Origin of the sequence: Methylocystis sp. Sn-Cys, assembly GCF_016745395.1 — a bacterium.
Classification (GTDB): Bacteria; Pseudomonadota; Alphaproteobacteria; order Rhizobiales; family Beijerinckiaceae; genus Methylocystis; species Methylocystis iwaonis.
Genome location: NZ_JAERVJ010000011.1, coordinates 1 through 14,075, shown reverse-complemented (window position 1 = coordinate 14,075; position 14,075 = coordinate 1). Strand labels below are relative to the sequence as shown.

The following is a 14,075-nucleotide window of genomic DNA, read 5'->3' as shown; positions in this document are numbered from 1 at the left end:
ATATACGCAGGGTTTTCACCATGGCCCATGACGCCCCCCTCTCGCCGCTCGCGCCCGCAACCATTCCCGAAATCGCGCCGCTCGACGGCGTGCGCTTCGCCGCCGGCGCCGCGAACATTCGCTACGCCGGCCGCACCGACGTAATGCTCGCCGTCATGGACGAGGGCGCCGCGGTCGCGGGGGTCTTCACCAAATCCAAATGCCCCTCGGCGCCGGTCGATTGGTGCCGCGCGAAACTGAAGGGCGGCAAGGCGAAGGCGCTGCTCGTCAATTCCGGCAACGCCAACGCCTTCACCGGCAAGGTCGGCGCCGAAGCGGTGAAGCGCTCCGCCAAGATCGCCGCCGCCGCGACGGGCGCGAGCGACCGGCAGATCTTCATCGCCTCGACGGGCGTGATCGGCGAGCCGCTCGACGCGACGAAATTCGAGGGCGTGCTGGAGAAGCTCGCCGCCGAGGCGCGGCCCGACGGCTGGCAAGAGGCGGCGCGCGCCATCATGACCACCGACACATTCCCCAAGCTCGCGACGCGCACCGCGACGATCGGCGGCGTGGACGTGACGATCAGCGGCATGGCCAAGGGCGCCGGCATGATCGCCCCCGACATGGCGACGATGCTCTCCTTCGTCTTCACCGACGCGCCCATCGCCGCCGAAGCGCTGCAGACGATGCTCGCCAAATCCGTGCAGGGCTCGTTCAACGCGATCACGGTCGACAGCGATACTTCTACGTCTGACACGCTGCTGCTGTTTGCGACGGGCGCCGCCAAGAAGCGCGGCGCGCCGAAGATCGAAAAGGCCAGCGACCGGCGTCTCGTTGAGTTCAAGAAGGCGCTCGACGCCGTGCTGCTCGACCTCGCCCATCAGGTGGTGAAGGATGGCGAGGGCGCGCGCAAATTCGTCGAAGTGACGGTGACCGGCGCCGAAAGCGCGAAAGCGGCGAAGCGGGTTGCGCTTGCCATCGCCAATTCGCCGCTGGTGAAGACGGCGATCGCCGGCGAAGACGCCAATTGGGGCCGCATCGTGATGGCGGTCGGCAAGGCCGGCGAATATGCCGAGCGCGACAGGCTGGCCATCTGGTTCGGCGGCGTGCGCGTCGCCTTCAAGGGCCTGCGCGATCCGGATTACAACGAGCAGGAAGTCTCGGAGATCATGAAGCGGCAGGAGATCGTCATCAATGTCGACCTCGGCCTCGGCGACGGCGCCGCCACTGTGTGGACGTGTGATCTGACGAAGGAATATGTGGCGATCAACGGGGATTACCGGAGCTGAGTTTCCTGAAGGCTCGCAAGAGCGTCGCCGTTGCTCTGGATTCACGGTCAGGCCTTCGGCCTGCCGGGAATGACGGGCGCGGGTTGGCCGCGGAAATACATCCACCGTCATTGCGAGGAGCGTAAGCGACGAAGCAATCCAGCGGCGTCGGCGCGGCCCTGGATTGCTTCGCTTCGCTCGCAATGACGGCGCTTGCTTTTCACACGCCATACTGAAACTCTGCTTCTGGCAATCGAGTGGATGCTGGGCGTGAGCTAATCCCTCCCCTTTACGGGGAGGGTGGCGCAGCGAAGCTGCGTCGGGTGGGGCCCAGCCCCATCGAAATGGTTGCGGCGCGAGCCCCACCCGGCGGCCTTTGGCCGCCGACCTCCCCGTAAAGGGGAGGTATTGGGGCTAATCTCGCCAGTTCGCTATTCACTCGATTGCGCGGAAACCTGCATTTTTTGCTGTCAATCATTTCGAGGCGTTGCATATGTTTCTATCGCGACTTTTCCTTATTCTCCTTCCCCTCCCCCTCCTCGCCTGCAATTCGACGTCCGCCTCGCCGCCACAGGCGCGCTTCGACGCAGCCGAGGCCGCGTTTCTCGACAAGCCCGGCAAGGCCACGATTCAGGGCCAGGCTTTCCTGCCGGATAAAACGGGCGCGCATGTTCACTACGCGATGGGCGAGGTCGTGCGGCTTATCCCTGCGACGAGTTACGCTACTGCTCGGCTCGATTATTATTTCCACGGCGCCAAATTCGCGCCCGCCTCGTCCATCCCGAAGAACGACCCCGACCCGGATTATGTCGCCCACACCCGCACGACCAAGGCCGGGCCTACTGGACAATTCAAATTCGAAAACGTGCCGCCCGGCCGCTACTATCTGTCCACGCAGGTGATCTGGAAGCCGGAGCAGTCCTTTGTGACGGAAGGCGGCCTGATATATGAGGAAGCCACAGTGACCGGCGCAGAGACCAAGCCGGTCGAGGTCGTCATCTCCGGGAAATAGGGATTGGCATGAAACTCCTTCTCGTCGTCGCTTGCGCGCTTGTCGACGCCGATAATCGCGTGCTGATCGCGCAGCGTCCCGAGGGCAAGCAGCTCGCGGGATTGTGGGAGTTTCCCGGCGGCAAGATCGACCCCGGCGAGCGTCCCGAGGATGCGCTGATCCGCGAGCTTGCGGAGGAACTCGGCATTACTGTGAAAGCCCCCTGCCTCGCGCCGCTCACTTTCGCGAGCCACGCCTATGAGGAGTTCCATCTCCTCATGCCGCTTTATGTCTGCCGCAAATGGGAAGGCTTCGTGACGCCCGCGGAGGGCCAGGCGGTGAAATGGGCGCGCGCGCGGGATTTGCGCAAATACGACATGCCGCCCGCCGACGCGCCGCTCATTGCGCCGCTGATCGATCTGCTTGGGTAGACGACTTGGTAACGCCATGTGGGCGGGCTAACATCCGCTCATGACGGAAATCGATTGGCAAGATCTCGGACATCGCGACGCCGCCAGCCTCGGCCGGCGCGACTGCTACAAGCTCGGGAAAAGCCTGCGTGAGGCGGTCCCGCGCGAGGCGCTCGCGGATTTTGTCCCGCCCGAAATCCGCGATCCGATCGCGATCATTGCGGAGACGGAACGCCCGCGTCTGCAATCCTTGCTGCCCATGCGGCGCAAAGCGATGGCGGAGTCCGCCTTTGCGTTCCTGCGCGGCGCAGCCGATGTCATGGCGTTCGATCTCGCAAGCCAGCTCGCGCCCGGCGTGACCGCGCAGGCCTGCGGCGATTGTCATTTGATGAATTTCGGCGCCTTCTCGTCGCCGGAAGGCAACATCCTTTTCGACGTCAACGACTTCGACGAGACGCTGCCGCATGTCGACATCATCTTCGATCTGCGGCGTTTGGCGACGAGCGTCGCAGTGGCGGCGCTGGATATGAATTTCTCCAAAAGCCAAGCGCGCCAATTCGCGCGCCGCACGGTAAAGACCTATCGCGCGCGCCTGCTGGAGCTCGCGGCCATGTCGCCGATCGAGGTCTGGAACGTGCGCGTTCATTTGCGCGACATTGTCAAAGCTTTGCGCGACCGCGTGCTGCACGACAAGCTCAGCGCTGCGATCTATGAGGGGAACGGCCCGCAGGACCGCATCGACGGCCTGCCGAAAATCGAAAAGGTCGGCGACGGTTGGCGCTTCGTCGACAAGCCGCCGAAGCTTCAACATCTCGAGTCGCTGCGCGATCCGGGCGCGGACGTCGATCTGCCGAAGCTTTTCGAGCATCTTGTGCAAGACGGCCTACAGGCGCCCTTCGCCACGCTTTTCGAGCGCTACCGGCTCAGCGACACGGCCTTCAAGGCCGTGGGCGTCGGCAGCGTCGGCACATTCTGCGCGATCGGCCTCTATATGTCGGAAGATGACCAGCCGCTCGCTTTGCAGATCAAGGAAGCGCGGCCTTCCGTGCTGGAGCGTTTCGGCCAGGGAGGCTGGAAAGAGTCGCAAGGAAAGCGCGTGACCACGGGACAGCGGGTGATGCAGGCGGCGTCGGATATTTTCCTCGCCCATGCGGACGACGCCGAAACCGGGCGGCGCTTCTATATGCGTCATCTCAAGACGCGCCGTCTCGGGTCGATCTCGGAACTGCTGAAGGACGAAGCCTTCCCGCGCTACGCGGAGCTCTGCGGCAGCACGCTGGCGCGCGCCCATGCGCGCTCGTCGCGGCCCGCCGTGCTCGCGGGCTATATGGGCAAGGGCGAGGCTTTCGAGGATGCGCTGGCTTCGTTTGCCATGCTCTATGCGAAGCAAACGAAGGATGATTTCGACGCCTATCGTGCGGCGCAGCCGGAGTAATTCGACACCCGCTGTCATTGCGAGGAGCAAAGCGACGAAGCAATCCAGAGCCGCATTACGGCCCTGGATTGCTTCGCTTCGCTCGCAATGACGGCGCGGGGCCTGATTGGCTACTCGCGCATCATCGCGAAGCTCGCGGGGATCGACAGCGTCCAGATCAGCCCGTCCGGCGGGAAGCTCAATGTGGCTTCGCCGTCGAGCGCCTGGGCGACAAGCTTCTTGACCACCTTATGGCCGAAGCCTTCCTTCGGCGGCGTGACGAGCGGCGGTCCGCCGCTCTCGCGCCATTCGATGTTGAGCCGGTCTTCCTCGAAGCCCCATTTTAGCGAGACGCTTCCCTCCGGCACGGAGAGCGCGCCATAGCTCAATGCATTAGTGACGAGCTCGTGCAGCGCAAGGCCGATGTTCTGCGCGGCCTCCGGCTTCAGATTGATCTTCGGGCCCTCGATCCGCGCATGCTCGGGAAGGTCGTCTTTGGGAACGTCCATGCAATAGGCGAGCTGCGCGCCCACCAATTCGCGCATGGAGGCGCCGCGCCAATCCTGCGACACAAGAAGATCATGCGCCATGGAAAGCGCCTGAAGGCGCGCGCTGAACTTGCGCTGAAATTCTTCCACCGACGGCGCGCCCGCCGCGGTCTGGCGCGACATGGCCTGCACGACGGCCAAGAGGTTTTTCGAGCGATGCACCAATTCGCGCAGCAGCACGCGCACATGCTGCTCGCGCATTTTGCGCTCGGTGATGTCGCGCGCCGTGCCGAGGATACGCACGGGCCGACCGTTCTCGAAGAAGGTGCGCCCGCGGATCGACACCCAACGCTCGATCTTATCCTTCACGCCGATGACGCGATATTCGATCTCGTAATCGCCTTCATAGGTCGGATCGAGCGCGAGGCCGACGGCCTCCTTGCTGCGGCGTTTGTCCTGCGGGTGCAGCGCATTGCGGAAGACGTCGAAGCTCGGCTCGGTGTCGTCGTGGAGGCCCCAGAGCTGGCGCACGCGGGCGTCGAGATGCACCGCGCCGGTCACGAGGTTCCAGTCCCAGACGCCCGTGCGGCCGGCGTCGAGCGCGAGCTGCATGCGCTCGAGCGCATAGGCCTGATCCTGGATCGCGCCGCAGTCCGAAGCCGCGCCGCGCGCCTCGCCGGCGTCGGGGAATGTGTCCGTATCGCTCACGCATCACCTTTCGGAGATGCGGCATTATAGAGGCAGACGGGCGCGGGCGCGAGCGGGTGGTGGCTGTTGGCCCCCTCCCTGTCCCTCCCCCGCTTCGCGGGAGAGGGGGCAGATTGCGGACTTCATAGACCATGCTGATCGTGAGCGTCCCCTCTCCCGCTTGCGGGGGAGGGACAGGGAGGGGGCCAATCAAATATCCAGCAATTCCGTCGCGAAGGCCGCCTTCTCCTGGATGAACGCAAAGCGCGCCTCGGGCTTGTTGCCCATCAGCCGCTCGACGCAATCGGCCACCTCCTCGCGCTCCTCGCCGACCAGAACCACTTTGAGCAGCGTGCGCTTTCCCGGGTCCATGGTCGTTTCCTTGAGCTGGGCGGCGCTCATTTCGCCCAGGCCCTTGAAGCGGTTGGTCTCGACCTTACCCTTGCCGGTGAGCACGGTGCGGATCAGCTCGTCGCGATGGGCGTCATCGCGCGCATAGACCGTCTTCGCGCCTTGCGTGAGCTTATAGAGCGGCGGCTGCGCCAGATAGAGATGGCCGTTCTCAATGAGCCGCGGCATCTGCCGGTAGAAGAAGGTGATGAGCAGCGAGGCGATATGGGCGCCGTCGACGTCGGCGTCGGTCATCACGATGACCTTCTCGTAGCGAAGCTCCTCCTCGCGATAATGCGCGCCGAGCCCGCAACCCAGCGCCTGCGTGAGATCGGCGAGCTGCTGATTGGCGAGGAGCTTGTCCTTCGTCGCCGAGGCGACGTTGAGGATTTTGCCGCGCAGGGGAAGAATGGCCTGCATCGTGCGATTGCGGCCCTCCTTCGCCGAGCCGCCGGCCGAATCGCCTTCGACGATGAACAGTTCGGAGCCTTCCGCCGAATTATTGGTGCAGTCGACGAGCTTGCCCGGCAGGCGCAATTTGCGCGTCGCGGTCTTGCGGGCGACGTCTTTCTCGGCCTTGCGGCGCAGGCGCTCTTCGGCGCGCGTCACCGCGAAGTCGAGGAGCTTATTGGCCTGCGTCGGCGCGGCGGCGAGCCAATGGTCGAAGGCGTCGCGCACCGTTCCCTCGACGATGCGCGCGCCATCGGCGCTCATCAGCCGGTTCTTGGTCTGGCCCTGGAACTGCGGGTCGCGGATGAAGACGGAGATCATCGCCGCCGCCTGGCTCATCAGATCGTCGGCGGTCACATCCTTGAAGCGCTTTGTCTGACCAGTGCGATCGGCGTGGTCCTTGAGCGCCTTCAATAGCGCGTTTCGAAGACCCGCCTCATGCGTGCCGCCGTCGGGCGTCCAGACCGTGTTGCAGTAGGAATGGATGAAGCCGTCGTCCTCGGCGAACCAGGCGACCGCCCATTCGAGCGAGCCATGGCCGCCTTCGCGCGTCACCTTGCCGGAGAAGGGTTGATCGGTGACGAGTTCCTTATCGTGCGTCTCGCGGGCGAGATAATCCTTCAACCCGCCGGGGAAGCACAGCACCGTCTCGGCGGGGACGTCCGAACCCGGCTCGATGAGCGAGGGGTCGCAGCGCCAGCGGATTTCCACGCCGCCATAGAGATAGGCCTTGGAGCGCGCCATGCGGAAGAGCCGCGCCGGCTTCCAATGGGCGTTCGCGTCGAAAATCTGCGCGTCCGGCTTGAAGCGCACGCGCGTGCCGCGGCGATTGTTGATCTTGCCGACATTGACGAGCTTGCCGAGCGGCAGGCCGCGCGAGAACGCCATGCGGTAGAGCTGCTGCTCGCGCGCGACCTCGACTTCCACCTTCTCTGACAAAGCATTCACAACCGACACGCCGACGCCGTGCAGGCCGCCGGAGGTCTGATATGCGCCGGAATCGAATTTGCCGCCCGCGTGAAGGACGGTCATGACGACCTCCAGCGCGGATTTGTCCTTCATCTTGGGATGCGGGCCGACCGGGATGCCGCGGCCATTGTCGTTGACCGTCAGCCAGCCATCGGGCTCCAGCGTCACCTCGATGAAGGTGGCGTAGCCGGCGACAGCCTCGTCCATGGCGTTGTCGAGCACCTCGGCGAAGAGGTGGTGCAGCGCGGTCTCGTCCGTGCCGCCGATATACATGCCGGGGCGCCGGCGGACGGGCTCCAGCCCCTCGAGCACCTCGATGGAGCCGGCGTCATATTCCGCAGGGGTCGGTTTCGCGGCGGTTTTGGGCGCGGGCGCCTTGCGCGGCGCGCCGCCGAAAAGATCGGGTTTCGTGGCCATGCGGCCATCTTAGCGCGATTCGGAAGGGGATGCGCGAGGCTCCAGCCAAAGGATTGGCGGACGAATGGTCGCGCTTACGCCGTCTTCGCCGGGCGGGAGCCGCCGACCGCCAGCTCCTCCAAATTCTGGAAGGCCCCGAGCGGCTTGGGGCGGCTGACCAGATAGCCCTGGATTTCGTCGCAGCCCAGGCTCTTGAGCTTGCGCAACTGCGCCTCGGTTTCGATCCCCTCGGCCGTTGTCCTGACCCCGAGCTCCCGCGCCAGCCCGGTGATGGCGCGGATGATCGACGCCGTTTCGGGGTTTTTGTCGGCCTCCTGCACGAAGGACCGATCGATCTTGATCCGGTCGACCGGGAAAACCCGCAGATGCGACAAGGCGGAAAATCCCGTGCCGAAGTCGTCGAGGGCGACGGAAATGCCGAGGCGCCGCAGATCCTTCAGGCAAGCGAGCGTGGCGCTGTTCTCCAGAAAAAGCGCCGATTCTGTGATTTCGAGCTCGAGCCGGCGTGGGGAGAATTTGCTTTCACCGACGATCCTGGCCACCTCCAGCGCAAAGCCGGGCTTGAGCAATTGCGTCGGCGAGAGATTGACGGCGACGCGAAGCGGGTGCGGCAGCGACGCCCCGCATGTGCAGGCCTCCTTCAAAACCCAGGCGCCAATGTCGTTGATCAGCCCCATGCGTTCGGCGATGTCGAGAAACAGCGGCGGGCTCAGCAAACCGTGGCCCGGCCGGCGCCAGCGCAGCAGCGCCTCGAAGCCTGCGAGCTTCGCCTCGGCAAGATCGACGATCGGCTGGAAATAGAGCTCGAACTCCTGACGGGCGAGCGCCAGCTTGAGATCTTGCTCCAATTGCCAGCGCGAGGCGAAATGGGCTTCGATCTCGGCGTCGAAAAAGCAGAACCGCCTGCGGCCGGCGAGCTTTGCCTCATAGAGCGCGAGGTCGGCCTTTTTCATCAGATCGGGAAGCGCCAGGCCGTCCTGCGGCGCGCGCGCGACCCCGATGCTGGCGCCGATGGAGGTGAAGACCCCGAAGCCGAAATCGACGGGCTCGCTCGCCGCCGCGATCAGCCGGCGGGCGAGCGCCTCTACATCCTCCTGCTTGCCGGCGGCTTGCTGGAGCACCACGAATTCATCGCCGCCGATCCGGGCGAGATACTCTCCAGAGCGCAGCACGTCCGCAATCCGCTTGGCGATGATTTGCAGCGCCGCGTCTCCGGCCCCGTGGCCGAGCGTATCGTTGATATTCTTGAAGCCGTCCAGATCGATCCAATGGATGGCGAGGCTGGAGTCGTTCTTGACCGCCTCCGACACCGCCTCGCGTCCACGTTTTTCGAACGCCGCGCGATTGGCGACCCCGGTCAGGCCGTCGAAATAAGCGAGGCGATGGATGCTGGCTTTGCGCTCCTCCTGCTCCAGAGCGATGGCGCAAAGGTTTATGCAGGCCTCGACAATGGTGCGGTCGAGCGCGCTCGGGCCACGGCAGGTGCGGTAATAGAAGGCGAATGCGCCGATGACCCGGCCGTCGGAGGCGCGTATGGGCGACGACCAGCAGGCGCGCAGCCCGATCGGCAAAGCGAGATCCTTGAAATCCGCCCAGAGCGGATCGGTGGCGATGTCCGTCACCTCGACGGATTTGCCGAAATAGGCGGCCGTGCCGCAGGAGCCGACCGACGGGCCGATCAGCAGACCGTCGATCGCGGCGGAATAATCCTCCGGCAGGCTGGGCGCCGCCAGCACACGCAATTTTCCCAGAGGGTCCACCGACAGAATCGAGCAGATGACGCCGGGCGCCAGCCGCTCCACCTGAAGGCAGAGCCGGTTCATGATCGCCTTCACGGGCTGGTCGCGCGCGACGCCTTCCAGAGCCGCGTGCTGTATTGCTTTCAGCCCGAGCATGGAAGGCTTCCCGCAGCCGCTGCAGTCCATGTCCGCCCTATCCATGAAGCGCTTCCCGTGCCCGCGCTAAAATCAAATGAATTGTCTCTCGCTCGCAACGCGTTTCGCAGACAAAGCACTCGATAATTGCACAGCTCTCAAAATTGCGCGCAAAAGATTAATAAAGCTTAGCTTTAAACCTATGAATACATTGAGGGGCGCCCCGCATTTACGCCCGCGCAAGCTCGCCTCGGTAAGGTTCCGCGTCTTTTCCCTGGAGCCGCCATGCGCCCTTTCACCGTCGTCATCTGCGTGGATCATGCCTTTGTCAGCGGCGGCCAATCCAAGGTCGCGATCGAAAGCGCGCTGGGCCTGAAGGCCGCGGGCGCCCGGGTGATTTTCTTTTCCGCCTGCGGCCCGGCCGATGCGCGCTTAGAGGCGGCCGGCGTCGAAACCGTTAGTCTCGGCCAGCATGATATTCTCGGCAATCCCTCCCGCCTCGACGCGGCCCGGCAGGGAATCTGGAATTTCGAAGCCGCAAAGGCGCTCGACGAGACGCTGAGCGCACTCGCGAGGGAGCGAGCGATCGTCCATGTGCATGGCTGGGCGAAGGCGCTGTCGCCGTCGATCGCCAGGCCGATACAGGCGAGCGGCTTGCCTGCCGCCTATACGATGCATGAATTCTTCCTGAGCTGCCCGAATGGCGGATTCTATAATTTCCAGAAAAACGACGTCTGCCCCTTGAAGCCCATGTCCTTGGCCTGCTGGAGGACGCATTGCGACTCGCGCAACTATCCATTCAAACTCTGGCGCAACATCCGCCTTTTCATCGCCGAGCATGTCGCGCATCTGGCCGAAACCTTCTCCGATATTCTGCTGCTCTCGGATCTGCAGGAGAAAGTGCTCGCCTCCTGCCTGCCGCCGGGCGCGGCCATCCATCGCGTGACCAATCCGGTGGAAGCCGAGCCGCTGGGCCATAAGGGCGACCCGACGGACGGCGGCTTCCTTTTCGTGGGCAGGCTTTCGGCCGAAAAGGGCGCGTTTCTCTTCGCCGAAGCGGCGCAGCGGGCGGGCGTGACGCCGATCTTCGTCGGGGACGGCCCGATCGCCGGGGAGCTTGCCGCGCGCTATCCGCAAGCGCAACTCCTCGGCTGGCGCTCGCCGGCAGAGGTGCGCGCGGCGATGCGCGCGGCGCGCGCCTTGGTGTTTCCCTCGCTCTGGTACGAGACCTTCGGGCTCACCGCGCTGGAGGCGAAAGCGACGGGCACGCCGGTTATCGTGGCCGACGGCTGCGCGGCGCGCGAGGCGGTGGAGGATGGCGTTACCGGATTATGGTTCAAGAGCGGCGACGTGGAGTCGCTGGCCTCCGCCATCCGCGAGCTGAGAAACGACGCGGTGATCGCGCAAATGTCGAACAAGGCCTATGACGCCTATTGGGCGTCGCCGGCGACGCTGGAGCGCCATGTCGCGGAAACCCTTGCGGTCTATGATCGAATGCTCGCGCGCGCGACCCGGTAGCGCATCGACGCAGGGCTTTTCCTGCGGTAAGACCACCGCCGCTAATCCAGGAAAGCACATGAAACGCCGCCTCGCCTTTCTCGCCGCCGCTCTTCTTCTCGCCGCGCCGGCGCAGGCGGAGAAACTGCGCCTCGCCTTGCAGAAGACCGGCACGACCGGCTGGGAGATGGCCGCCGTGAAAGCCTTCGGCCTCGACAAGGCGGCGGGACTCGAGCTCGAGGTGACGGAGCTGGCCTCGCCGGAGGCCGGCAAGATCGCCATTCAGGGCGGAAGCGCGGATCTTATCGTTTCGGACTGGCTCTGGGTCGCGCGTGAGCGCGCCCAGGGCGCGAAGCTCACGCTTTACCCCTACTCCACCGGGGTCGGCGCGGTGATGACGCGGGACGCCTCGATCAAAAGCGTGAAGGATCTCGTCGGCAAGAAGCTCGGCGTCGCTGGCGGGCCTTTGGATAAGAGCTGGCTGATGCTCGAAGCCTTCGCGCTGAAGCAAGGCGTCGATCTCGCGAAAAGCGCCACCATCCTTTATGGCGCGCCGCCGCTCATCGCCGAAAAGGCCCTGCAGGGCGAAATCGACGCGGCGCTGGAATTTTGGAATTTCGCGGCTGATCTCGAAGGCAAGGGTTTCGCGCGCGCGATCGACATCGTCGATGTGGAGAAGGCGCTCGGCGCCAAAGGCAATGTCGTCATCACCGGCTATGTGTTCGACGACGCTTTCGCCGCCAAAAACAAGGACGCGCTGGCCCGGTTTTTCGTGATGACGGGCAAGGCCAAAGCGCTCATCGCCACGGACGACAAAGCCTGGGCGGCGGCGGCAAGCCGTATCGGCCAAAAGGACGCCGCGACGCTCGACATCTACCGCAAGCGCTATGTCGCGGGAATTCCCAAGCGACCGATCGCGGAGGAAGAGGCGGACGCCGCCGCGCTCTACAAGGTGCTGGCCGAAACCGGGGGCGAGAAGCTCGTCGGCCCCGGCAAGACCCTCGCGCCGGGAACCTTCTACAAGGGCGGCGAGGCCGCCGCGCGTTGATCCGCCTCATATCGCTCGCGACGCTTCTCGGCCTTTGGCAGATTGGCGCATGGCTCTCTGAGCCGCGGCGCTTGCCGGGGCCGGCGCTCGTATTCGAGGCGATCATGGAGGAAGCGCGTTCCGGCGCGCTGTTTTCTAATCTGGCCATCACGCTCGCCCGCGTGATCGCCGCCTTCGTTCTCGCCATGAGCCTCGGCGCGGCCATCGGCTATCTGATGGGCCGCAACAGGATCGCCGACCGCCTGCTCGACCCCTGGCTCGTCGCGCTGCTCAATCTGCCGGCGCTGGTCGTGATCGTCTTGGCCTATGTCTGGGCGGGCTTGACGGAGGCCGCCGCCATCGGCGCCGTGGCGCTGAACAAGCTGCCGAACGCCGTCGTCATGATCCGCGAAGGCGCCCGCGCGCTCGATCCGCAGCTCGAGGAAATGGCGCAGGCCTTCAAATTCTCACCGGCCATGCGGTTGCAGCACGTCGTCCTGCCGCAGCTTGCGCCCTATTTCGCCGCGGCGACGCGCTCAGGCCTCTCGCTCGTGTGGAAGATCGTGCTCGTCGTCGAGCTGCTCGGGCGCTCCAACGGCGTGGGCTTCGAGATCAATATGGCGTTCCAGCAATTCGACATGAAGCTGCTGTTCGCCTACGCTCTTCCCTTCGTCGGCCTCATGCTCGCCGTCGAAACCTTTCTGGTGCAACCCCTTGAACGACATGTCGCCCGCTGGCGGCGCGGCGGCGCTCGACGTCGCGATCGCGCATAAGGATCACAGGAGCGCCGACGGGCGGGCGTTGCGCGCGCTCGACGATCTGCGCCTGACTCTGCCGATCGGACAGGCGGGCGCCCTCGTCGGCCCCTCGGGCTGCGGCAAGACGACTTTGCTGCGGCTGATCGCCGGGCTCGACCATGATTATGCCGGCGATATTCATTTGCCCGCCCATGGCCGGCTCGGCATGGTGTTTCAGGAGCCGCGCCTGCTGCCCTGGCGCAGCGTCGCCGACAACATCCGCATCGCCGCGCCGGAGGCGAGCGAGGATGAGATCGCCGCGCTGCTCGACGAACTCTCGCTTGGCGAGCATGCGACACATTATCCGGGCGAATTGTCGCTTGGCCTGGCGCGGCGCGCAGCGCTCGCGCGGGCGCTCGCCGTAAAGCCCGATCTTCTCATTCTCGACGAGCCGCTCGTGTCGCTCGACGCCGCGCTCGCGCGCGCGCTGCGCGACAAGATCGCGGCGCTGATCGAGGAGAAACACATCACGACGCTGATCGTGACGCATGACCTTGCCGAGGCGACCGCGCTCGCGGACCGGATTTTCCTGCTCTCGCCGCGCCCCGCCCGCGTCGTCGCGACGCTCGACATTGCGACGCCGCGGGGGCGGCTCAGCAAGGAAGCGGCCGAGACGCTGGAGGCGCAAGCGCGCGAGGCGTTGGCCGCGGCGCGTCGCGAGCCTTCATAGTCGAACAACAAGCTGGAAGACCTGGACGGTTATCGTCGCGCCGTCCACTCTTTACGCAGGATGGCGTATTGCATCGTGTTCTCGAATATCGGGGCGCCGTCGTCATCGGTCACGAAGGACACGAACTCTCTGAACAGCCCCTCCCTCCGCATCCCCAATCTTTCGCACAGGCGCTGCGAGGCGAAATTGTCTTCCTCCACATAAGCGTAGAGACGCCGGGCCTGCTTCACCGTGAACAAATACTCGACGAGCGCCCGCGCGGCTTCGGTGGCGTAACCGGCGCCGCCGAAATCCGCGTTGAAATTCCACCCCACAGAAAATGTGTCGGGCGGCTCATGGACGCAGAACAAATCGCCGATCAGCCTGTCGACGCCCCGCAAGCACACAGCGATATGCTCATCACTGCGACTGCGCGTCTCCACTTCCGCTTGCGCGGCGTCGAGATCCGCAAGTCTGAGTGAGACGAAACAATTCGACCTGGGTTGACGCAGATAGGCAAAGAGATCGGCGGCGTCGCCCTGCCTGAAGTTTCTCAAAATCAGCCGGTCGGTTTCGACAATGTCCATTCGAACTTCCTGTCGGGTTTCATTCCTGCGGTTCGTATTCCGCCTTGTTGTAGACGCCGCGCGATGCAAGCCTTCATAGCCATCGACAATGAGAGGCGCCCCCTCCCTGTCCCTCCCCCGCTAAAGCGCTATCGGATTCACACATCGTAGAAGGTCAGCGCGGCTCCGAACTTTATTCGTC

12 protein-coding genes are annotated in these 14,075 nt (G+C 64.6%); 8 read left to right on the top strand and 4 right to left on the bottom strand.

Going from position 1 to position 14,075, the window contains the following annotated elements; genetic code table 11:
- The first annotated feature begins 20 nt into the window (after window positions 1–20).
- The 4 genes from argJ (at window position 21) to JJT62_RS17840 (ending at window position 4,083) form a co-directional block, all read left to right on the top strand.
- Window positions 21–1,268 (top strand): bifunctional glutamate N-acetyltransferase/amino-acid acetyltransferase ArgJ, encoded by a 1,248-nt coding sequence (gene argJ, locus JJT62_RS17855; protein ID WP_202074149.1) that lies wholly within the window; start codon window positions 21–23, stop codon window positions 1,266–1,268.
- A gap of 472 nt (window positions 1,269–1,740) precedes the next feature.
- Complete coding sequence (locus JJT62_RS17850) at window positions 1,741–2,259, top strand: carboxypeptidase regulatory-like domain-containing protein (RefSeq protein ID WP_202074148.1); 519 nt, start codon at window positions 1,741–1,743, stop codon at window positions 2,257–2,259.
- 8 nt (window positions 2,260–2,267) lie between these two features.
- On the top strand, window positions 2,268–2,669 hold the full coding sequence (gene mutT / locus JJT62_RS17845; protein WP_202074147.1) for an 8-oxo-dGTP diphosphatase MutT: 402 nt from the start codon (window positions 2,268–2,270) through the stop codon (window positions 2,667–2,669).
- Between the two features lie 40 nt (window positions 2,670–2,709).
- Complete coding sequence (locus tag JJT62_RS17840) at window positions 2,710–4,083, top strand: DUF2252 domain-containing protein (protein WP_202074146.1); 1,374 nt, start codon at window positions 2,710–2,712, stop codon at window positions 4,081–4,083.
- Window positions 4,084–4,193: 110 nt separating this feature from the next.
- Here the strand turns inward: JJT62_RS17840 and JJT62_RS17835 are convergent, their stop codons facing one another.
- The 3 genes from JJT62_RS17835 to JJT62_RS17825 form a co-directional block, all read right to left on the bottom strand.
- Entirely contained in the window at window positions 4,194–5,258 is a 1,065-nt protein-coding gene (locus tag JJT62_RS17835) for a sensor histidine kinase (RefSeq protein ID WP_370568583.1), read from the bottom strand.
- A gap of 189 nt (window positions 5,259–5,447) precedes the next feature.
- On the bottom strand, window positions 5,448–7,463 hold the full coding sequence (gene parE, locus JJT62_RS17830; RefSeq protein ID WP_202074145.1) for a DNA topoisomerase IV subunit B: 2,016 nt from the start codon (window positions 7,461–7,463) through the stop codon (window positions 5,448–5,450).
- Window positions 7,464–7,537: 74 nt separating this feature from the next.
- The gene (locus JJT62_RS17825) at window positions 7,538–9,403 is read right to left on the bottom strand and encodes a bifunctional diguanylate cyclase/phosphodiesterase (RefSeq protein WP_246744985.1); all 1,866 of its coding nucleotides are present in this window, start codon (window positions 9,401–9,403) and stop codon (window positions 7,538–7,540) included.
- Between the two features lie 219 nt (window positions 9,404–9,622).
- Here JJT62_RS17825 and JJT62_RS17820 point away from each other — a divergent pair, with 219 nt between their 5' ends.
- The 4 genes from JJT62_RS17820 to JJT62_RS17805 are packed head-to-tail and all read left to right on the top strand — an operon-like array spanning window position 9,623 to window position 13,328.
- The gene (locus JJT62_RS17820) at window positions 9,623–10,855 is read left to right on the top strand and encodes a glycosyltransferase family 4 protein (protein ID WP_202074144.1); all 1,233 of its coding nucleotides are present in this window, start codon (window positions 9,623–9,625) and stop codon (window positions 10,853–10,855) included.
- Window positions 10,856–10,913: 58 nt separating this feature from the next.
- Entirely contained in the window at window positions 10,914–11,882 is a 969-nt protein-coding gene (locus JJT62_RS17815; protein ID WP_202074143.1) for an ABC transporter substrate-binding protein, read from the top strand.
- The gene (locus JJT62_RS17810) at window positions 11,879–12,634 is read left to right on the top strand and encodes an ABC transporter permease (RefSeq protein ID WP_202074142.1); all 756 of its coding nucleotides are present in this window, start codon (window positions 11,879–11,881) and stop codon (window positions 12,632–12,634) included. The genes JJT62_RS17815 and JJT62_RS17810 overlap by 4 nt, the downstream gene beginning before the upstream one ends.
- Window positions 12,585–13,328, top strand: a complete 744-nt coding sequence (locus JJT62_RS17805) for an ABC transporter ATP-binding protein (RefSeq protein WP_202074209.1) — start codon at window positions 12,585–12,587, stop codon at window positions 13,326–13,328. The genes JJT62_RS17810 and JJT62_RS17805 overlap by 50 nt, the downstream gene beginning before the upstream one ends.
- Window positions 13,329–13,357: 29 nt before the next feature.
- Here JJT62_RS17805 and JJT62_RS17800 read toward each other — a convergent pair whose 3' ends face one another.
- Entirely contained in the window at window positions 13,358–13,894 is a 537-nt protein-coding gene (locus JJT62_RS17800; RefSeq protein ID WP_202074141.1) for a GNAT family N-acetyltransferase, read from the bottom strand.
- Between the last annotated feature and the right edge of the window lie 181 nt (window positions 13,895–14,075).